The 19,043-nt window shown below is 62.6% G+C and carries 21 protein-coding genes; 7 read left to right on the top strand and 14 right to left on the bottom strand.

Translation table 11 applies throughout. The annotated features are described in order from the left end of the window. Positions 1 to 97: 97 nt before the first annotated feature. The gene (gene zwf, locus KSAC_RS10250) at positions 98 to 1,648 is read right to left on the bottom strand and encodes a glucose-6-phosphate dehydrogenase (RefSeq protein WP_165927311.1); all 1,551 of its coding nucleotides are present in this window, start codon (positions 1,646 to 1,648) and stop codon (positions 98 to 100) included. A gap of 281 nt (positions 1,649 to 1,929) precedes the next feature. Here zwf and KSAC_RS10245 point away from each other — a divergent pair, with 281 nt between their 5' ends. From KSAC_RS10245 to KSAC_RS10220, 6 genes are all read left to right on the top strand, one after another. Then, positions 1,930 to 2,949 (top strand): aspartate-semialdehyde dehydrogenase, encoded by a 1,020-nt coding sequence (locus tag KSAC_RS10245; protein WP_102325074.1) that lies wholly within the window; start codon positions 1,930 to 1,932, stop codon positions 2,947 to 2,949. Between the two features lie 253 nt (positions 2,950 to 3,202). Next, entirely contained in the window at positions 3,203 to 3,595 is a 393-nt protein-coding gene (gene sdhC / locus KSAC_RS10240; protein ID WP_102325073.1) for a succinate dehydrogenase, cytochrome b556 subunit, read from the top strand. A 2-nt stretch (positions 3,596 to 3,597) separates the two neighbouring features. Then, a complete protein-coding gene (gene sdhD, locus KSAC_RS10235; RefSeq protein WP_102325072.1) occupies positions 3,598 to 4,029 on the top strand; it encodes a succinate dehydrogenase, hydrophobic membrane anchor protein in 432 nt (143 codons plus the stop codon). A 99-nt stretch (positions 4,030 to 4,128) separates the two neighbouring features. Continuing rightward, positions 4,129 to 5,940, top strand: coding sequence for a succinate dehydrogenase flavoprotein subunit (gene sdhA, locus KSAC_RS10230; protein WP_102325288.1), 1,812 nt, complete (start codon positions 4,129 to 4,131; stop codon positions 5,938 to 5,940). Positions 5,941 to 5,966: 26 nt separating this feature from the next. Then, positions 5,967 to 6,749: a succinate dehydrogenase iron-sulfur subunit gene (locus KSAC_RS10225; RefSeq protein ID WP_102325071.1), complete on the top strand. Its 783-nt coding sequence runs from the start codon at positions 5,967 to 5,969 to the stop codon at positions 6,747 to 6,749. A 97-nt stretch (positions 6,750 to 6,846) separates the two neighbouring features. After that, positions 6,847 to 7,509 (top strand): tyrosine-protein phosphatase, encoded by a 663-nt coding sequence (locus KSAC_RS10220; protein ID WP_132305305.1) that lies wholly within the window; start codon positions 6,847 to 6,849, stop codon positions 7,507 to 7,509. Positions 7,510 to 7,518: 9 nt separating this feature from the next. Here KSAC_RS10220 and KSAC_RS10215 read toward each other — a convergent pair whose 3' ends face one another. The 5 genes from KSAC_RS10215 to KSAC_RS10195 form a co-directional block, all read right to left on the bottom strand. Then, a complete protein-coding gene (locus KSAC_RS10215) occupies positions 7,519 to 7,983 on the bottom strand; it encodes a helix-turn-helix domain-containing protein (protein ID WP_110546769.1) in 465 nt (154 codons plus the stop codon). Between the two features lie 272 nt (positions 7,984 to 8,255). After that, a complete protein-coding gene (gene lnt, locus KSAC_RS10210) occupies positions 8,256 to 9,794 on the bottom strand; it encodes an apolipoprotein N-acyltransferase (protein WP_132305303.1) in 1,539 nt (512 codons plus the stop codon). Between the two features lie 39 nt (positions 9,795 to 9,833). Beyond that, the gene (locus KSAC_RS10205) at positions 9,834 to 10,679 is read right to left on the bottom strand and encodes a GNAT family N-acetyltransferase (protein ID WP_102325067.1); all 846 of its coding nucleotides are present in this window, start codon (positions 10,677 to 10,679) and stop codon (positions 9,834 to 9,836) included. Then, positions 10,676 to 11,167, bottom strand: a complete 492-nt coding sequence (locus tag KSAC_RS10200; protein WP_102325066.1) for a Fur family transcriptional regulator — start codon at positions 11,165 to 11,167, stop codon at positions 10,676 to 10,678. Before KSAC_RS10200 ends, KSAC_RS10205 begins: the two co-directional genes overlap by 4 nt. A 58-nt stretch (positions 11,168 to 11,225) precedes the next feature. Further along, on the bottom strand, positions 11,226 to 11,630 hold the full coding sequence (locus KSAC_RS10195; RefSeq protein WP_102325065.1) for a MucR family transcriptional regulator: 405 nt from the start codon (positions 11,628 to 11,630) through the stop codon (positions 11,226 to 11,228). Between the two features lie 93 nt (positions 11,631 to 11,723). Here KSAC_RS10195 and KSAC_RS10190 point away from each other — a divergent pair, with 93 nt between their 5' ends. Then, positions 11,724 to 11,972 carry a sulfurtransferase TusA family protein gene (locus KSAC_RS10190; protein WP_102325064.1) on the top strand — a complete coding sequence of 83 codons (249 nt, stop codon included), beginning with the start codon at positions 11,724 to 11,726 and terminating at the stop codon, positions 11,970 to 11,972. On the opposite strand, the gene rimI is transcribed toward KSAC_RS10190, so the two are convergent. The 8 genes from rimI to KSAC_RS10150 all read right to left on the bottom strand — a co-directional run bounded on the left by rimI (position 11,953) and on the right by KSAC_RS10150 (position 18,956). Beyond that, positions 11,953 to 12,411, bottom strand: coding sequence for a ribosomal protein S18-alanine N-acetyltransferase (rimI, locus tag KSAC_RS10185; RefSeq protein WP_243705192.1), 459 nt, complete (start codon positions 12,409 to 12,411; stop codon positions 11,953 to 11,955). The genes KSAC_RS10190 and rimI overlap by 20 nt on opposite strands. Next, positions 12,408 to 13,121: a tRNA (adenosine(37)-N6)-threonylcarbamoyltransferase complex dimerization subunit type 1 TsaB gene (tsaB, locus tag KSAC_RS10180; protein WP_132305301.1), complete on the bottom strand. Its 714-nt coding sequence runs from the start codon at positions 13,119 to 13,121 to the stop codon at positions 12,408 to 12,410. The genes rimI and tsaB overlap by 4 nt, the downstream gene beginning before the upstream one ends. 3 nt (positions 13,122 to 13,124) lie before the next feature. Then, complete coding sequence (locus KSAC_RS10175) at positions 13,125 to 13,709, bottom strand: malonic semialdehyde reductase (RefSeq protein ID WP_118962617.1); 585 nt, start codon at positions 13,707 to 13,709, stop codon at positions 13,125 to 13,127. Between the two features lie 33 nt (positions 13,710 to 13,742). After that, positions 13,743 to 14,306: a NifU family protein gene (locus KSAC_RS10170; protein ID WP_102325061.1), complete on the bottom strand. Its 564-nt coding sequence runs from the start codon at positions 14,304 to 14,306 to the stop codon at positions 13,743 to 13,745. A gap of 114 nt (positions 14,307 to 14,420) precedes the next feature. Next, on the bottom strand, positions 14,421 to 15,800 hold the full coding sequence (locus tag KSAC_RS10165) for an ATP-binding protein (RefSeq protein ID WP_102325060.1): 1,380 nt from the start codon (positions 15,798 to 15,800) through the stop codon (positions 14,421 to 14,423). A gap of 8 nt (positions 15,801 to 15,808) precedes the next feature. Continuing rightward, entirely contained in the window at positions 15,809 to 16,582 is a 774-nt protein-coding gene (locus KSAC_RS10160; RefSeq protein ID WP_102325059.1) for a response regulator transcription factor, read from the bottom strand. Positions 16,583 to 16,765: 183 nt separating this feature from the next. Then, positions 16,766 to 18,076, bottom strand: a complete 1,311-nt coding sequence (locus tag KSAC_RS10155) for a tetratricopeptide repeat protein (protein ID WP_132305299.1) — start codon at positions 18,074 to 18,076, stop codon at positions 16,766 to 16,768. Positions 18,077 to 18,188: 112 nt separating this feature from the next. After that, the gene (locus KSAC_RS10150; RefSeq protein WP_102325057.1) at positions 18,189 to 18,956 is read right to left on the bottom strand and encodes a MotA/TolQ/ExbB proton channel family protein; all 768 of its coding nucleotides are present in this window, start codon (positions 18,954 to 18,956) and stop codon (positions 18,189 to 18,191) included. Positions 18,957 to 19,043: the final 87 nt, after the last annotated feature.

Raw genomic sequence — 19,043 nt, 5'->3', positions numbered from 1 at the left:
AGAAAAAACCCGCACCGGGCAATCCGGTGCGGGTTTTTGTTTGCGTATTGCCATGCGGGGAGGAGCGGCTGCCTGCCCCCTGACTGTCAGCGGGCCTTCAGGCCCCGTTGAGCGGGTACCAGGTCCGCCCGTCACGCCGGAGCAGTTCTTCTGCCCCCTTCGGCCCCGATGAACCGGCTTCGTAGATTTCCGGCCCGGTTTCATCCTTCGCCCATGCCTGAAGCACCGGATCAACCGCCTTCCATGCCGCTTCGATGTTATCAGCGCGCTGGAACAGGGTCTGATCCCCCATCAGGCAGTCATAGAGCAGGGTTTCGTAGCCGACATTGGGGGATCTGGTGAACACATCCTCGTAGCGGAAACGGGCCTGCACGTCGGTCAGGTCCATTTCCGGCCCCGGCTTCTTGGCACCCAGTTCCACCGTCAGCCCCTGGGCGGGCTGGATGTTGAGGATGATGCGGTTGGGCGGCAGGTCTTCCGTTTCGGTCCCGCTGAACATGAGCATCGGCGGCTTGCGGAACTGGACGACAACCTCTGTCCGCCGTCCCCCCAGCCCCTTGCCGGTACGCAGGTAGAACGGCACGCCAGCCCAGCGCCAGTTATCCACATGCAGTTTTAGCGCCACATAGGTTTCCGTATTGCTATGGGGGGAAACACCCGGACTTTCACGGTAACCGACCATCGGTTTGCCATCGACGGTACCGGCCGCGTACTGACCCCGCACCGCATCGGACGGGCTGATGGGGGTTACGGCTTCGAAAAGCTGTTCCTTGGCGTTGCGCACGCTTTCGGCGCAGAACGTGTTGGGCGGTTCCATCGCCACCATGGCGAAAAGCTGGAACAGGTGATTGGGCACCATGTCACGCAGCGCGCCGGTGGGTTCGTAAAACGCGCCACGCTGTTCGACACCGATGGTCTCGGCGGCCGTGATCTCGATATGATCGACATATTCGTTGCGCCACAGCGGTTCGAATATCAGGTTGCCAAACCGCATGGCGAGGATGTTCTGCACCGTTTCCTTGCCAAGGAAATGGTCGATACGGAAAACCTGCGACTCATCCAGAACCGAAAGCACCTGCCGGTTGAGCGTCTGCGCACTGGCAAGGTCCGAACCAAACGGCTTTTCAATCACCACGCGGCGGAAGACGCCTTCCTTCTGCGTCACCACGCCCGCCTTGCCCAGCGTTTCCACCACGGGGGCGAAAAAGCGCGAGGGAATGGCAAGGTAGAAGATGGCGTTGCCCGGTATCTTCGCACCCAGCGCGCGGATGGCGTCGACATCGGTAAAGTCGGCCTGCACGTAATCCAGCCGCCCGGCCAGCCAGTCCCACTGATCGGCGTTGATGGTGGCGGGATGGAATTCGGCGTTCGGATCGTGCGTGAAGGACTCCATCATGGCGCGCAGCCCGTCGCGCCACTGCGCCGCGGTGCTGTCCACCCGGTCCACCCCGATGATGCGGAAGCCATCGTCCAGAAGATGACTCCCCACAAGATTATACAGCGCCGGCATGAGCAGCCGCTTGGTCAGGTCCCCGTGCGCACCGAAGATGACCAGCGTGCACGGTGGGGCCGTACGGGCGCCTGCGGGGGAAACCGGCCGCGGGGCTGCGGCGACTGGCGTTGCGGGAATATCAGCTGATAAGGCCATGATCTCTCTAACCGTTCTTGCCTGCGCGCGGCACCGGGGCAGGAACGTGGGCGCCCCTGCCTGATCGCGCGCCGGAGGGAGCGTGCACCCGGCACATGGCAGCGACAAGGGCTATCACCGCATGGGACATGCCACACAAAGGCCCGTACCCGATTCGATTCGCGGTTTTGCGCGGTCCGTGCTGCTTGCACCTTTCGGGCGCAGGCTCTAGGTGTCGCTACAGTTACGCAAGCAGAACCGAGCGTTCCACTGAACGGTCGGGCAGGACAGGAAAGAAGATTATGGGTTACCGCGTTGCGGTGGTGGGTGCCACCGGCGCTGTGGGGCGCGAAATCCTCAAGACTCTGGCCGAACGCCAGTTCCCTGTGGATGAAATCGTGGCTCTGGCGTCCGCCCGCTCGGCGGGCAAGGAAGTCTCCTTCGGCGATAAAAAGGTGCTGAAGGTGCAGAACCTTGAGACTTTCGACTTCACCGGCTGGGATGTCGCCCTCTTTTCGCCCGGCGGGGCGGTTTCGGCCGTGCATGCACCGCGCGCGGCGAAGGCGGGCTGCATCGTGATCGACAACACCTCCCACTTCCGCATGGAGCCGGACGTGCCGCTGGTGGTGCCCGAGGTCAATCCCAATGATGTGAAGAAAGCCAGACGCGGCATCATCGCCAACCCCAACTGCTCCACCATCCAGATGGTCGTGGCGCTGAAGCCGCTGCATGACCTGTTCACAATCAAGCGCGTTGTGGTGGCCACCTATCAGGCCGTGGCCGGTGCCGGAAAAAGCGGCATGGACGAACTGTTCAACCAGTCGCGCGGCAGCCTGGTTGGCGACCCGCTGAAGGCGGAACAGTTCACCAAGCAGATCGCGTTCAACTGCATTCCCCATATCGACCGTTTCATGGATGACGGCGCGACCAAGGAAGAGTGGAAGATGACGGTCGAGACCCGCAAGATCCTCGATCCCGACATCGCCGTCTTCGCCACCTGCGTGCGCGTTCCCGTGTTCATCGGCCATGCCGAGGCCGTCACCGTGGAATTCGAGGAACCTGTTGATATTGAACGCGCCCGCGAAGCCCTGCGTGAGGCACCGGGCGTGGTGCTGCACGACAAGCGCGAGGATGGCGGCTACGTCACCCCGCTGGAAGTGGTGGGGGAGGATGCGACCTATGTCTCGCGCCTGCGCATCGACCCGACTGTACCCAACGGACTCGGCTTCTGGTGCGTTGCCGACAACCTGCGCAAGGGCGCCGCGCTGAACGCGGTCCAGATTGCGGAAACCATGGTGGCGCTCGACCTGCTGGGTCACTGACGGCCACCGGGGCGTAAGGCCCCCCACGGCATGGCGGAGCCCCTGCTCCGCCATCCGGGTGGCGCGGGGTCTCTCAACCTCGTGTTCCGGGCCTGCGTTGACCCGGCCTCCCACGCGGCGTAGGACCGAATTCAGACAAGGCGACGGAACAAACCGAAGCCATAACAGGGAAATTGACGAGACGACCATGCAGGATGTCCGTGAAGCGCTCTATGTAGGGCAGCGAAGCGACGGAACTCTGACCAGGCGGCCTATGTCCCCGCATCTCCAGGTCTACCGCTTCCGTCTTTCCATGTTCCTTTCAATCGCGAACCGCGCCGCCGGCGTTGCAGCCGCTGGCGGCTCAGCACTCGGCCTGTGCTGGATCAACGCGGCTGCCAAGGGACCCAAATCTTTCAGCAAGGTCCAGAAGGTGACCGGCAACCCGCTGGGGCAGCTTCTGCTGGCCGGGTGGGCGCTTGCGCTGGTCTACCATTTCGTGGCGGGACTCCGTCACCTTGCGTGGGATAGCGGCTACCGCTTCGACAAGAAGGAAATAAACGAGGATGGCCCCGTGGCCGTAGGCGTGACGGTGGGAACCACGCTGGCGCTCGTGGCCGGTATCCTTGGCGTTGCGATCTGTCGTTCCCGCAGGAAGGCGTCCTGATCATGAGCAATCCAAACAAGCCCCATGTCACGGTCATGCGGTCCCAGCTTTCGCGCGCGCGCGGTCTGGGATCAGGACAGACCGGCGTCGCCCACTGGTGGGCGGAACGCGCTTCGGCCGTGGCCCTTGTGCCGCTGTCGGGCTGGTTCGTGATCCAGGTCTTCCGCCTTGCTGGCGCATCGCAGCCGGAAGTCGCGAAATGGGGCGCACGCCCCCTGAACACGACCCTGATGCTGTCACTGGTGATCCTGACCTTCTATCACACCCAGCTTGGGCTGCAGGTCATCATCGATGACTACGTGCATGGCAAGGCGCACCTGCCTGCCGGGCTGCTGATGAAGGGCATTGTCTTCCTTCTGGGGCTGTTCGGCACGGTTTCCGTGCTGAAGCTGGCGCTGGCCGGCAGCAGCCGTGGCCGGATCGCTGCCGGCTGAGCCTTCGCGCCCAGCCCGCACAGAACATGACATTCGCGGACCGGCCGGGCCGCAATGCTGCCCGGCCGCTCCGAACGAGCATCGGGACACGTCCAAGAAATGAACGCGACCACTTCACCACTCACCGGCTCCTACCGGGTTGTCGACCACGCATATGACGTGGTTGTTGTCGGCGCCGGTGGCTCCGGCCTCCGGGCCACGCTGGGCATGGGGGCCGCCGGCCTCAAGACCGCCTGCGTGACCAAGGTTTTCCCCACCCGCAGCCATACCGTCGCAGCCCAGGGCGGCATCGGCGCATCGCTTGGCAACATGGCCGAGGATAACTGGCGGTGGCACATGTACGATACCGTCAAGGGATCGGACTGGCTGGGCGATCAGGACGCCATCGAATACATGTGCCGCGAAGCGGTGCCCGCCGTGCAGGAACTGGAGCACATGGGTGTGCCCTTCTCCCGCACGGAAGAGGGCAAGATCTACCAGCGCCCCTTCGGCGGCCACATGCGCAACTATGGCGAAGCCCCCGTGCCCCGCGCCTGCGCTGCTGCCGACCGTACGGGCCATGCCATCCTGCACACGCTGTACCAGCAGTGCCTGAAGCATAACGTCGAATTCTTTGTCGAATACTTCGCCATCGACCTGATCATGGATGAAGACGGCGCCTGCCGTGGTGTCATGGCATGGTGTCTGGAAGACGGCACGCTGCACCGTTTCCGCGCCCAGAAGGTGGTGCTGGCGACGGGCGGGTATGGCCGCGCCTATCATTCGTGCACGTCCGCCCATACCTGCACGGGCGATGGTGGCGGCATGGCGATCCGTGCCGGCATTCCCATGCAGGACATGGAATTCGTGCAGTTCCATCCCACCGGCATTTTCCCCGCAGGCTGCCTGCTGACGGAAGGCTGCCGTGGTGAAGGTGGCTACCTGACCAATTCCGAGGGCGAGCGCTTCATGGAACGCTATGCCCCCACGGCCAAGGATCTGGCATCGCGTGACGTGGTTTCGCGCGCCATGACCATCGAGATCAACGAAGGTCGCGGCTGTGGCCCCGAAAAGAACTACATCATGCTCCATCTGGAGCATCTGGGCGCGGAAATCCTGCATGAACGCCTGCCCGGCATTCTGGAAACGGCGCGTATCTTCGCGGGTATCGACGTGACCAAGGAACCCGTGCCGGTCCTGCCGACGGTGCATTACAACATGGGTGGCATCCCCACCAACTACCATGGCGAGGTCATCCGCCCCACGGCTGATGATGTCGATGCGGTGGTGCCCGGCCTGATGGCGGTGGGTGAAGCGGCCTGCGTGTCCGTGCATGGCGCGAACCGTCTTGGCACCAACTCCCTGCTTGACCTTGTGGTGTTCGGCCGTGCCGCAGCCCAGCGCGCTGCCGCCACCATCAAGAGCGAGGAGACGATCCCGCCGCTGCCCGCCGGCGCCGGTGAAGCCGCGATCGCGCGTTTCGACCGCCTGCGTTACGCCAAGGGCAAGACCCATGTGGCCGACATGCGCAGCAAGCTGCAGCGCACCATGCAGAAGCATGCCGCCGTGTTCCGCAACACCGAGAGCCTGGCTCAGGGTGTGGAGAAGATCAAGGAAATCTGGGGCGAACTGCCTGATATCTCGATCAATGACCGCTCACTGATCTGGAACAGCGACCTTATGGAAGCGCTGGAGTTCGAGAACCTGCTGGCCAATGCCACCGTCACCATGGCAGGCGCTGATGCCCGCCACGAAAGCCGGGGTGCCCAGGCACATGACGACTATCCAGACCGTGACGACAAGAACTGGATGAAGCACACAGTCGCCCACATGACCGATGCGGGCGATGTCACGCTAAGCTACCGCCCCGTGCACATGAAAACGCTTACCGACGATGTGCAGGTCTTCCCCCCCAAGAAGCGCGTCTACTGACGTAACGGCGGAAAAGGAACGAGACGATGGTCGAATTCAGACTGCCAAAGAACAGCACGGTGGGCAAAGGCCGCATTTTCACGGCCCCCACCGGCGCCACCAATGTCAAGAACTTCCGGATCTATCGCTGGAGCCCGGACGATGACAAAAACCCCGTGGTCGACACGTATGAAATCGATCTGGACAAGATCGGGCCGATGGTGCTCGACGCCCTGATCCATATCAAGAACGATGTCGATTCCACCCTGACATTCCGGCGTTCGTGCCGCGAGGGGATCTGCGGGTCCTGCGCCATGAACATCGCGGGCGAGAATACGCTGGCCTGCCTCAAGCCCATCCGGGATATTCAGGGCGATGTCGCGATCTACCCGCTGCCGCACATGCCGGTCATCAAGGATCTGGTGCCCGATCTGGACGGGGCGTATGCCCAGCTCCGTTCCATCGAGCCGTGGCTGAAATCCGACACGCTGCCGCCGCCGGACGCCGAACGCCGCCAGAGCATTGAGGAACGTGCCGAACTGGATGGCATGTGGGAGTGCATCCTGTGCTTCTGCTGCTCCACCTCGTGCCCGTCCTACTGGTGGAATGGTGATCGCTACCTCGGACCGGCAACGCTGCTGGCCGCCTATCGCTGGATCGCGGACAGCCGTGACGAACATGCGGGCGACCGGCTGGATGCACTGGAAGATCCGCTCAAGCTCTATGCCTGCCGCACGATCATGAACTGCACCCAGACCTGCCCCAAGGGTCTGAACCCGGCCCGCGCCATTGGCCGGATCAAGGAACTGCAGCTTGAACGCAAGGCATAAAGCCCTGCCGTAAGCTTTCATGATTGACGGATAAGGCGCCGGATGTGAAAAATCCGGCGCCTTTTTCATATCCGCTCCATCTGAAAGGACATGGCTGGTGTTTGAGGGAAACCTGTCTACCCCCGCTGGCCGAAGCCGGGCATGGATTGATAGCCTGTTTGTGGACCATGCCATCCTGCGGCAGACATGGACCAATTTCCGCACTGTCATTCCCGGCCGCGTCTATCGCTGCAACCATCCCACGCCATGGCGCCTGCGTCTGGCCGCGCGTCGCTACGGGCTTCAGACGCTGGTCAACCTGCGCGGCCACCGCAAATGCGGGTCCGATGCCCTGTCGCGTGAAGCCGCGCACCGGATCGGCCTGACCCATATCGACATGGCGTTCGAAAGCCGTAATGCCCCGCACAGGGACCGCATCGAACGCTTCGAGCGGATTTACCGCGATATCCGTTTTCCCATGCTCATGCACTGCAAGTCCGGCGCCGACCGTACGGGACTGGCAGCGGGTCTTGTCATCCTGTTCGAGGGGGGCACGGCACGGCAGGCGTTACGCCAGCTTTCGTGGAAGAACGGGCATTTCAATACCTCGCGCACCGGCGTGCTGGACGCTTTCTTCCTGCGCTATCAGGCGGAAGCGGAAGGACGCATTCCCTTCATGGACTGGGTACGCGACGAATATGATGAAGACCGCCTGCGTGCCGACTTCCGCGCGGGCAGGATTGCCGCGTTCATGACCGACAAGGTCCTGCGGCGGGAATGATGGTCTGGCTCAGTCCGCCGCCATGGAGCGGACAAGGTCCAGCACCCGGCGGCGCGTACCGCTATCCTCGATACCGTAATAGGCGCGCACCAGATCAATGGTTTCGCGCCGCGACAGCAGGGACATGTCATCGGGCTGCGCTGCGGGCAGGACACTTTTTTCCATATCCCCGGCATCCAGCGGGTCATCCGGCGCAGCCATGCCCGCGACATTTCCCGTTTCAGGCTGCGGGGGGATGGTGTCGTGGCCGGTCAGACCTTCGAAAAAGAAAGCCACCGGCACATCCAGTACGCGCGCGAGATCGTACAGCCGCGATGCCCCGACACGATTGCGTCCCCGCTCATATTTCTGGACCTGTTGAAATGTCAGGCCCAAGGCGTTGCCCAACCGTTCCTGGGACATACCCAGCAATGTGCGACGCAGGCGGATGCGATTGCCCACATGCACATCTATCGGATTGGACGTAACAGACATTTTCCCGGTCACAGTGATGGCCTTACCTTTCTGGATGGATATTCCCAGACCAACTTAAAAAATGGAAGCAAGAGGCGGTAGCTGCCGCGGATGTTAATCCTTTTTAAAGGAATGTCTGCTACGATACACCTGTAATTATCTGCCCTTCGCTTTCCACGGGATGTGGACGGCAAGAAAGACCCCCGCACCCGTTCGGGCGCGAGGAGATTAGGAAAAGATTCATGCATTTTAAATACATGAATTAAAGTCCATGTCGATAAAATAGCAGGTTTCTAGACGAAACGGCTGCGTTTATGGCCGCACCACAATCCGGCCAGCCCCGTCAATACCGCCAGAAGCAGCGGAATCGTACGCCCGTAACGCCCGAAAAGCGTGGGCGGCAATGCATCGGGCAGCGCATGGACGATCACCCCCTGCCGATCCCAGCCAAGCCGGGTCACTTCATGCCCACGCCCGTCAAAAATGGCCGATATGCCCGTATTGGCGGCGCGGGCGACGGGAAGCCCTTCCTCCACCGCGCGGATCCGCACGGCAGCCAGATGCTGACGCGGGCCTGCGCTGTTTCCGTACCAGGCATCGTTGGTGCTGTTCATGAGCCAGTCAGGCCGGTCATGCGGATCGGTCACCTGCCCGGAAAAAATCACCTCGTAGCAGATCAGCGGCCCCACCGGGGCAATACCGGGCAGATGCCATGTCTGCACCCGGGGGCCGGGCGTCATGCCCTCACCCGGCACGACATGAAACGGCAGGAAAGCAGGCTGGTATTCACCAAAGGGCACCAGATGCGCCTTGTCATAAATGGCAGCCGCCTGCCCGTCTGGCGGCAGTAAGGCGGCCATGCTGTTACGCCAGTGCTGGTCTTCCATCCAGCGCAGGGTACCAATGATGCCAGCAGCCGCCCCCTGCCCTGCCTGCATGATCATGGGGCGGGCGATATCATCTTCCAGCAGCAGCCCCGGAAAGGCGGATTCAGGCCACGCAAACACAACGGGCCGTCCATCCGCCTGCCGCAGTCCCTGCGTGACGCCCTGCCGGGTCAGGGCAAGATAGCGGCGGAAGACCGCGATATCCGCATTACGCGAAATCTTTTCCGTTTCCGGCACATTGCCCTGCACCAGAACAATCTCGGGATTATGCCCATAGGTATCATGCGTGCCAGTCAGACGCAGCGCCCCGCCTGTCACCCATGCCACCAGCAGTGCTGCGCAGGCCAGCCTGCCCCTGCGGCCATATAATGGCGCAAGGGAGAGAATACAGGTCAGCAGGGTCAGGCCATCCACGCCGATCCATGCGGCGGGCTGGATCATGACATCCCCGGCCAGACCGGGAAACTCCCATACGCTCCCGGGCGGATTCCATGGAAAACCGCTGAATACGAACACACGCGCCATGTCCGTAATGGTCCACAGGGCACAGAATGCCAGCAGCCTTCCCATGCCTGCGGGCACAAGTCGGCTCAGGGCCGCCGTCAGCGCACTCAGGGGGGCAAGGATCAGTGCGCAGCCCGGTGATGCCAGCGGCACCAGCCACCAGAAATCATCGGCGCGGAGCAGGATGGCATACATCAGCCAGTAAAGGCCGACGGTATGGAGCCCTATCGCGAACATGAATCCGCGCCGCGCGGCTTCCCGCCAGCTCCGGGCGCTGTCAATCGCCAGCGCCAGCAGGCAGAAAGCGACGGGCAGCACGATGACCGCATGCACGGGCGGAAAGCCCAGCGCATACACGCCACCTGCCAGCACCATGGCCAGATCCGCCCGCCACCCGTGCAGGCGGGACAGGCTGATATACTTGTCGTACAGAAACATCATGGAGCGCCGAAACCCGCTCCCCTGCGGTCTGTTGCGGGATCAGTCCAGCGCGTCACGCAGGCGGCGTTCGTAATGGCGATAATATTTATCGGCCAGCAGTTCGCTTTTGACCAGCACCGCAACATCCGTGGTGTTGAACTGCTCATCAATCACCGCGCCATCGCCCACATATCCACCCAGCCGCAGATACCCCTTTATCAGCGGGGGCAGGCGGGCCAGCGAACGCCGGTGATCCAGCAGTTGCGGATCGGAACGCAGCATTTCCACCCGCCGCTCCGGCACGGCGCGCACGCGCAGCGCGGGCGGGGCCAGATGGTTATGATACAGATAGGTCAGTTCATCGGACACCGCATCGGGATCGGTACCGGGCAGGCTGGCGCAGCCGAACAGCACATCGATCCGGTGCAGGAAAATATATGAGGCAATGCCGCGCCACAGAAGCTGCATGGCCGACCGGCCCCGATAACGCTGGTCCACGCAGGAACGGCCGACTTCGAGCAGCCGCCCCGGAAAATCCGTCAGCGGAGAGATATCGTATTCACTGGAGGTATAGAAGCGGCCCAGCTTTTTCGCCGCGTCCCCCTGCATGAGGCGGTACGTGCCCACCACGCCTTTCGCACCCGATGAAATGGCATGATCGATCACCAGAAGGTGATCGGCATAGTCATCGAATTCATCCACATCGCGCCGCAGGCGGGCGGTGCGGGAATCGGGGCGGGCACCCATTTCCTCATAAAAAACGCGATAACGCAGGGCCTGGGCGGCCTCACGCTCTTCCTCGGTCGCGGCGATCCTGACACCAAGATTGCCCCCCCGCAGTTCAGGAAAACCGTTGCGTTCCAGGTCCAGAGTAGAAAGGGACTGTATGGTTTTCTCGATACTCAAGGCCGTGATCTGCCTTTCCGCTCTGTTTGTGCCTGCTGGTCAGTCTGCTCTTGTGACACGTCAGGCAACCTGCGCGCAAACAGTTCCAGCCGGTGCGACACCAGTTCAAACCCCAGCTCCGCCGTGATCCGGCGCAGCAGTTCCGCATGGTCGGCATGGGTGAATTCAACCACCTGCCCGCTTTCCACATCGATCAGGTGGTAGTGGTCGCCTTCATCGGCTGTTTCGTAACGGGCCCGTCCCCCACCGAAATCGCGCCGCTCAAGGATGCCGTTTTCTTCCAGCAGCCGCACGGTACGGTACACCGTGGCAACGGAAATGCGGTCATCCAGCACCGAAGCGCGACGGTAGAGTTCCTCCACATCCGGATGATCGTGGGATTCAGACAGGACACGCGCGATGACGCGCCGCTGCCCCGTCATCTTCAGGCCACGTTCCATACACATGCGCTCGATGCGCGATTGCAGTCCGTTACTGTCTGTTGCCATGTTTACGGGCGTAGCCGATCATGCAGATGCCTGTCCACGTTACCATACGCTAGGGGCGTCAGTCCTCACGTTTTGTGCCAAGCCCGATCTTGCGGGCCAGGGTGGACCGATGGCTGGCGTAATTGGGGGCGACCATGGGGTAGTCATGCGGCAGGCCCCAGCGCTCCCGATATTCTTCCGGCGTCATGTTGTACGCGGTCTTGAGATGGCGCTTGAGCATCTTGAGCTTCTTACCATCTTCCAGACAGACAATATAATCGGGGAAGACGGACTTCTTGAGCGGGACGGCCGGGACCGGCTTTTCCGGCACGGGTTCCACACGCCCGACGGAGGCAAAGGCCTCGTATACCCGGTGAATCAGGTCGGGAAGGGTATCCGCATTAATCTCATTACGGGATACGTATGCCGAAACGACTTCGGCAGTCAGTTCCCGCAATTCAACTTCTGCCGCTGCATCCGCCATCAAACTGATCCTGTCACTCTGGAATAAAGACCCATCCTATATAAATAATTCCAGACAGATCGCAACCGGCTACAACAAAGGTTCCATGGTAATATGTCTGATATTGATATGACAGAAATAGATATCACCAATGAAGTATGCCCGATGACTTTCGTACGCACCCGTCTGGCGCTGGACAGACTTTCGGCGGGTGCAAGACTGTGTGTACGTCTGCGTGGTTCCACCCCGCTGGAGAATGTTTCACGTAGCCTGAAGTTGCTTGGTCATACCGTGGAAGAAATGCACACGGAACCGGATGGCGTGACACACCGGCTGACGGTGCTTAAAGCTTCCGCAGCATGACACACGCATCCGCGCCATCGGGATAATAGTTCCGACGCAGACCCACCTGCGTAAATCCTGCCGCGTGATATAACGTCATGGCAGGCCGGTTATCGTCCGCCACTTCCAGAAACAGCGTTGTCGCACCGGTCCCGGCCACCTGTCGCACGCAGCGTTCCAGCAGGTCGCGCCCCAACCCCTGCCGCCGGGCGGCTGGCACAACCGCGAATGTCAGGATTTCGGCTTCGTCAAACAGGGTCCGGGCCATGATGAACCCGGCGCTGTCCTGCCCCTCCGCCGCGTCAGCAACCAGCACCGACACACCCGCCATGCCCAGCAAGGTCGTCATTGCCGCCACGTCCCACCGATGGGCAGGCGGAAAGGACAGGGCGTGGATACGCGCCAGCATGGCCGCCAGCCCTGCATGTGCGGGCGGCACGTCCATGCCAGCCTGCATCATGGGGTGACCATGACCGGGGGCGGTCGCAGCCCTGCCGCTGGCAGTTTGGCTTCCGGTGCATCGACATAAAGCGGCTGGGCCGCACGCGGTGGCAGTTCACCGCGCAGGCGACGCAGGGCAACCGTAGCAATGGCCAGCGGATCGGATGCAGGCAGGTCGGCCTGATGGATATCGTGCCGCTGCGGCAGTACGCCCGCCACCCATTGCGCACCGTTGCCCGCCAGCATCAGCGGACCGTCGGGCAGGTCAAGCGTATCGCGCATATGGGCCGATACCGTGCCCGATGCGCCACTGGCCTCCAGCGTCTCGATAAACACGCGTTCGCGCCGGGCAATGGTGCAGCACAGGGGGGAAGCCCCGAGCGGACGGGCCGCTTCCTGCAGCGCCGCCGCCATCGCCTCTCCCGCCGTTACACCCACCACGGCGCAGCCAGAACCGGCGGCAAGTCCATGCGCGAACGCCAGCGAAGCCCGCAGCCCGGTAAACGATCCCGGCCCGACGATAACACCCACCAGTTCAGGCATGCCGTGTGTCCAGCCACATTCGGCAAAGAGTTCGGTCGCCAGAAGCGGAAACTGCTCCGCGGCACCACGCCCTTCCGCCACGCGGGTGGCCAGAACGGACAGGCTGTCCCCGTGCAGCACGATGCAGGCGATGACAGCCTGCGCCTGCGCGCCGGTCGCCGCGCCATCCATTACCAGAATCCGCATGGCCTATATGACCACGCAGGCATCATCGAAAGCGGGACGGGACGCGCGCGGCGTGGGGGGCGGCCCATCCGTATAGCCAAGACTGACCAGGAAATTGGCCTGCCATCCCTGCTGCGCAAGGAAGGCATCCTCCACCATGGCCGCGTCAAAACCCGACAGGGGCAGCGCGGACAGGCCAAGCGCCCGCGCCGCCATGATCAGGTACCCGCCCTCAAGCGTGCCGTTGCGAAAGGCCGTTTCTTCCGCCAGTCCCACATCGGCGGCGAACCACTGGCGTATGTCGGGAATGGGGCTGAGCGTTTCCATATGATCGAAGAACAGCGGATCATGCGCCACGATCACGGTAACGGGCGCTGTCATAACACGCTGCACGTTCCCTGCCGACAGGGCAGGGCGCAGCCGCTCACGACAGCTTTCCGTGGTGATGAACACGAACCGCCCCGGACAGCAGTTGCCTGAAGTCGGCCCCAGACTGACCAGTTCGTACAACTGCCGCAGCGTATCGGCCCCTACGGGCCGGTCATTCCATGCAACCGGCGTGCGCGCCTTGCGAAACAGAAGATCAAGCCCAGCGTCATCAAGCGCCATGAAACATTCCCGAATTACACACCGGCCTGCCGATCAGGCCTCCACCTGCTCCACCGATACCACTTCCGGCACGTAATGGCGCAGCATGTTCTCCACCCCGTGCTTCAGCGTCGCCCCCGATGACGGGCAGCCCGAGCATGCGCCCTGCATGGTCAGCCGCACCACCCCGTCCCGATAGCCACGGAACACGATGTCGCCCCCGTCCCCGGCCACGGCCGGACGCACGCGGGTATCGAGCAGTTCCTTGATCTGCTGCACGATTTCCTCATCCCCCGGCGCGACCGTATCCTCGACCACCTGGGCATCGGTTTCCACCACGGCCTGACCGGTGGCCAGATAATCCGCCAGAACGGACAGGACCTGCGGGCGCAGTTCATCCCAGCCGGTTGCGTCGCTACGGGTCACGGCGACAAAATCGTTGCCAAAAAAGACGCGCGCCACCCCTTCCAGATCGAACAGCAGTTCCGCCAGACGCGAACGTCCCGCTACCGAATCGGGGTTGATGAAATCGGCCGTGGCCCCATCGGCCATGATTTCACGTCCCGGCAGGAATTTCAGCGTGGCGGGATTGGGTGTGTCTTCTGTTTCAATGAACATTGCTCGGTCTTCCAGACATGACGGGAAAGGGAGAGATGCAAAAGTACTTCCCAAGTCCTGTTATATGATCGACCTGAGCGCGAATCCAACCCCATGCGGGCGCAAAGCCCGCTTTTAGCCAGCCTGCCGTATCACGGCCCTGCGGGGCAGGACAATCTCGGCACACAGGCCGCCCTCGGGGCGATTGAACAGATTGAACGCGCCGCCATCACGCGCCACCTCGCGGCTGACGATCGCAAGGCCCAGCCCCAGCCCGCCCGTACTGCGCGAACGCGAGCTTTCCACCCGGTAAAACGGGGTGGTCACACGGCTGATTTCGGCCTCCGGCAGGCCGGGACCATTATCCTCCACGCGGATGCATAGCGTCTGGTCACTGACCTTCAGGCTGACATGCGCATTGCCCCCGTAGTTCAGGGCATTGTCGATCAGATTGCCCACCACACGCTTCATGGCCAGCGGACGCACGACCGCCTGCACCTGGTCCGGCCCGTCATAGGTGACATCGCGGCCCTGATCCGCCTCATCATCCACCCTTGTCGCCAGAATGGAGGCGAGGTTGACCGACCGCGCCGGTTCGGGGTCTTTCTCTCCCGACAGGTAGGCCAGCACGCCTGCGATCATGGCCTCCATTTCACTTACGTCGGCCTCGATTTCCTTCTGCGCGTCCGGATCGTCCAGAAAGCCCGCGCGTAACCGCAACCGGGCCAAGGGCGTGCGCAGGTCATGCGATACGGCGGCCAGCGCCTCGGTCCGGTCCGCGATCAGGCGGTTGATGCGGTCCTGCATCTTGTTGATGGCCTGGGCAAGGTAGCGCACTTCCCTTGGTCCCTTGTCCGCCAGCGGCACCCAGCGGCCCGAACCGACCGTATCCGCCACATCGGCTAGGGCGCGCAGCGGCATGCTCAGCGCACGCACCAGCATGCCAGCGGCCAGCAGCACCGCACCCGCCAGTATCGCCGCCGAGACGATGCCGCGCCGCATGTGGTGGGGCTGAAGGATGTCCGGGGCAAGAAACCCCATATAGCTGCCATCGGGCAGGCGCAGCGTACCACGCACATCCGTCGTTTCCGCGATTGTGCCCGACAGGTTCAGCGCATCGCCCTGCAGCGCACTCAGCGTGCCTGCCATCCGGTCGTGCAGCTTCCGCAGGGATGCAGGCTGCACCTTCATCACGCCCATCTGTGCCGGTGTGCGCCAGTCCACCGTCAGATCGCCCGTGGACAGCATGGCCGCCAGCACCATGCGCTGGGAGGTGGGGGTGGCGGCCAGCACGCGGGCGTCGATCACCAGTCGCTCGCCCACCTGCTCCAGTTGGGCGTCATCTATGGTGTAGGTCTCGGCTTCCTCATAAAAAGCGGAACTGCCGACAAAAACGAGCGCGACCGCCACCAGCAGCACAAACATGACGCGCCCGACCAGACCGCGCGGCCACAGCGTGATGCGGCGCGTGACCGGTGCTGGCTGACGTGCGGGCTGGACTGGCCCCGGCATCATGGTCGGGTTCAGACCCGTTCGACCTCTGATGTGAAGATATATCCCATGCCGCGCACGGTACGGATCAGCCCGTCCGAATCCGGCCCCAGCTTGCGTCGCAGGCGACTGACCAGCACATCCACGCTACGGTCCGACACATCGCCCAGACGGGTGCGCGACAGTTCCAGCAGGCGGTCGCGCCCGATCACGCGCTGGGGATTATCCAGAAAACTGGTGAGCAGATCGTGTTCCGCGCCCGAAATCTCGACCGCCATGCCGGACGGGTCACTCAGTTCCCGCCGCCGCAGATCCAGCGTCCAGCCCGAAAAGCGCACGGTTTCCTTACGTGGCCGTCCGGCAATGGGGGTGGTGACCCCGCCGCCACGCCGCCGCAGCACCGCGCGCACGCGGGCCAGCAGTTCCTTCTGGCCAAAAGGTTTGGGCACGTAATCATCCGCGCCCAGTTCAAGCCCCTGCACGCGATCAAGCTCCTCCCCCCGGGCGGAAACAATAATGACCGGAACCTCACGCAGCGGCTGTTCGTCCGGCGCAAGGGGTTCCGCATGCGCGCGCAGGCCGCGACACAGATCCAGCCCGTTGGTTCCGGGCAGCATGACATCAAGGATGATGAGATCGGCGGACTGCACCTTCAGCGCGTCCCACATTTCCGGTCCGCCCTGCACGCCGCGCACCCGATAACCGTCACCCTGAAGGGCGCGGACGATCAGGGTGCGCATGCCAGGGTCATCTTCCACCACAAGGATGCGGGCGGGCAGATCGGCAGTGGCAGGTATCTGTGTCATTCTCTCGGCCATGTCTCGGTTGAGGGCAGTTACGATGCCATTTCGACAATCCGTACCATATCCAACGCACCGGGGCGGGATAAGACTCTCATTCTTATCATAAAGTGTCTGCACGACAGGGACCGCAAACAGAAACGGGGCGCTGGATACCCAGCGCCCCGCATGCCCGGAAGAACAGCCCGGTCAGTGCGCAGCAGGCGCCGCGTTCAGCTTGAGCACCCAGAACTGCGCGATATCACGCGCGCCATTGGTCCCCTCCACGCCGTTCAGCGTGGCGATGGCGGCATCCTTCTGGCCCGCAGCAGCCTGTGCCAGACCCAGATGCAGGCGGGCGATGTTGATGTCCGTCGGCCCCTTGGCAATGCCCTGCTTCATCACGGCCAGCCCCTTGTCGGCCTGACCGAACAGCACGTAGTTGTAACCCGCCGTCAGCAGCGCGTTACCCGTGGTGGCCTGCGCCGTCGCGGCATCAAGACCCGCCTTGCGTTCGGCCACGCCCTGCGTCACCAGCGCCTTCAGCTTCTCCGTGCGCGGCGCGGTGGCGTCATGCCCCAGCACGCCACTGGAATAACCCTGGTTGATTATATCCAGCGCAAGCTGCGGCAGGCCCGCCTGCATGGCCAGTTCGGTGATGTCCATGTATTCAGCCGAAGTCTTGACCAGCCCGGCTTCCAGCCGCACGCGGTCGATATCCAGCCGCAGTCCCGGCGCCATGTTGGGATTGCTCAGCACGGAATGGACCACCTGCGCCCAGTAATCGGGCTTGGGATAATAGGTGGCGAGCTGGACATAGGTCCTGGTCAGACCCGTCGTGTCATGAAGCTGCGACTGGCAGGCGGCCAGAAGCTGAAGCTGGTTTTCGGTCGGCCTGGCGCCCGCCTTGATCGTGGCGTCAATCTGGCCCTGCTGCACGCGCGCCGCATTGGCGTAGTCATGCTGCAGGTAGTACGCCTGAATCAGGATCGTGAGCATCTGCGGGTTCTTGCCACCCGCCTTGATGTATTTTTCCGTTACGGCAATCGCCTGCGGATAGTCCTTGGCGGTGAAGGCCATGCTGCCCTCGGCCAGCGCCATCTGTTCCTTCGTCGCCGCAGGTGTGCGGGACGATGCGATCAGCTTGTCATAGGCGGAAATCGCCGCGGGCACATTGCCCGACTGCGCAGCAACGGCGGCGCGCATCTGTTCGATGGTATAGGATTCGTATTCGGTCTTGCCCGTAACCGCATCCGCCGCATCAATCGCTGCCATGGCCTGCGGGTATTTGTGGGCAGCCAGCGCCGTCTGCGCCTGCTGGAGGGACGTGCCCACCTTCTGCCCCAGCACATCAGCCGCATGGACGCCGTGCAGCGGCACGACCGTCATGGCGACGGGCAGCACCATCATGGCACCGGCCAGCAGGCGGCCGCGCAACCGGAACAGCGATTTGGATGTGATGTTTTTCAACTGGATGTCCTTCCATGAACGGGTCATGGCCCGAATGATCGGCCAGGGCATCACGATGGACCCACACGGTCCATCAATCAATCGGCTCTGACCGGAGGCACGGCAGGCTCCCGACAGGCGCCTGCCGTGCCTGACTTGAAATCAGGTCACGTGTGGATGGTTTTTATTCGGCGGGGGTATGCGACTCATGGCGGTAGCCGCCGATCAGGATGGACTGCACGTCAGCCGCGAAATCACGCACTTCGTCCAGCGCGCCCTTGTTGCGGCGGACCAGCATGTTGTAGCCCAGAACCGCAGGTACCGCAGTGCCAAGGCCGATGGCCGTCATGATCAGCGATTCACCAACCGGGCCCGCGACCTTGTCGATCGAAGCCTGACCCGCGATGCCGATGGCGGTCAGCGCGTGGTAGATACCCCACACGGTACCGAACAGACCCACGAACGGGGAAGTCGAACCCACCGTGCCGAGGAAGGCCAGGCCACCCTGCAGGCGGTTCTGGATGAAATCGACGGAACGCTGGATGGACATGGTCGTCCAGGAATACAGGTCGATGGATTCCTGCATCGTGCCTTCATGGTGCTCGGCGGCCTTGATGCCGGTATCGGCGATATAGCGGAACGGGGACGCCGTATCGAGCAGGGCCGCGCCCTGACGGAGATCGGAGGCCTGCCAGAACTTTGCCTTCACTTCCTTGGCGGCCTTCATCATGCGGGCCTGTTCCACGAACTTGGACAGCATGATGTACCATGTCCCGACAGACATCACGACCATGATCAGCAGCACGGTGCGGGCGATGAAATCACCGTTCGTCCACAATGCTTCCAGCCCGTACGGGTTGGCTTCAGCCGCAGCGCCCTTTGCGTACGCAAACGCCGGCAGTGCGGTCAGCAGCGCGGCTGCGACGGCTATATTACGATGGTGTCGGGTCATTTACCTGAAATCCTCTGACGAATAGGGCCATGGTTCTGGCCTGCAACACATTTCACGACTGTTATCTGACCAGTCCGGGCACTGAAA

Origin of the sequence: Komagataeibacter saccharivorans, from assembly GCF_004348195.1 — a bacterium.
GTDB classification, from domain to species: domain Bacteria; phylum Pseudomonadota; class Alphaproteobacteria; order Acetobacterales; family Acetobacteraceae; genus Komagataeibacter; species Komagataeibacter saccharivorans.
The sequence above is the reverse complement of the archived record's forward strand: the minus strand, read 5'-3'. Positions and strand labels throughout refer to the sequence as shown.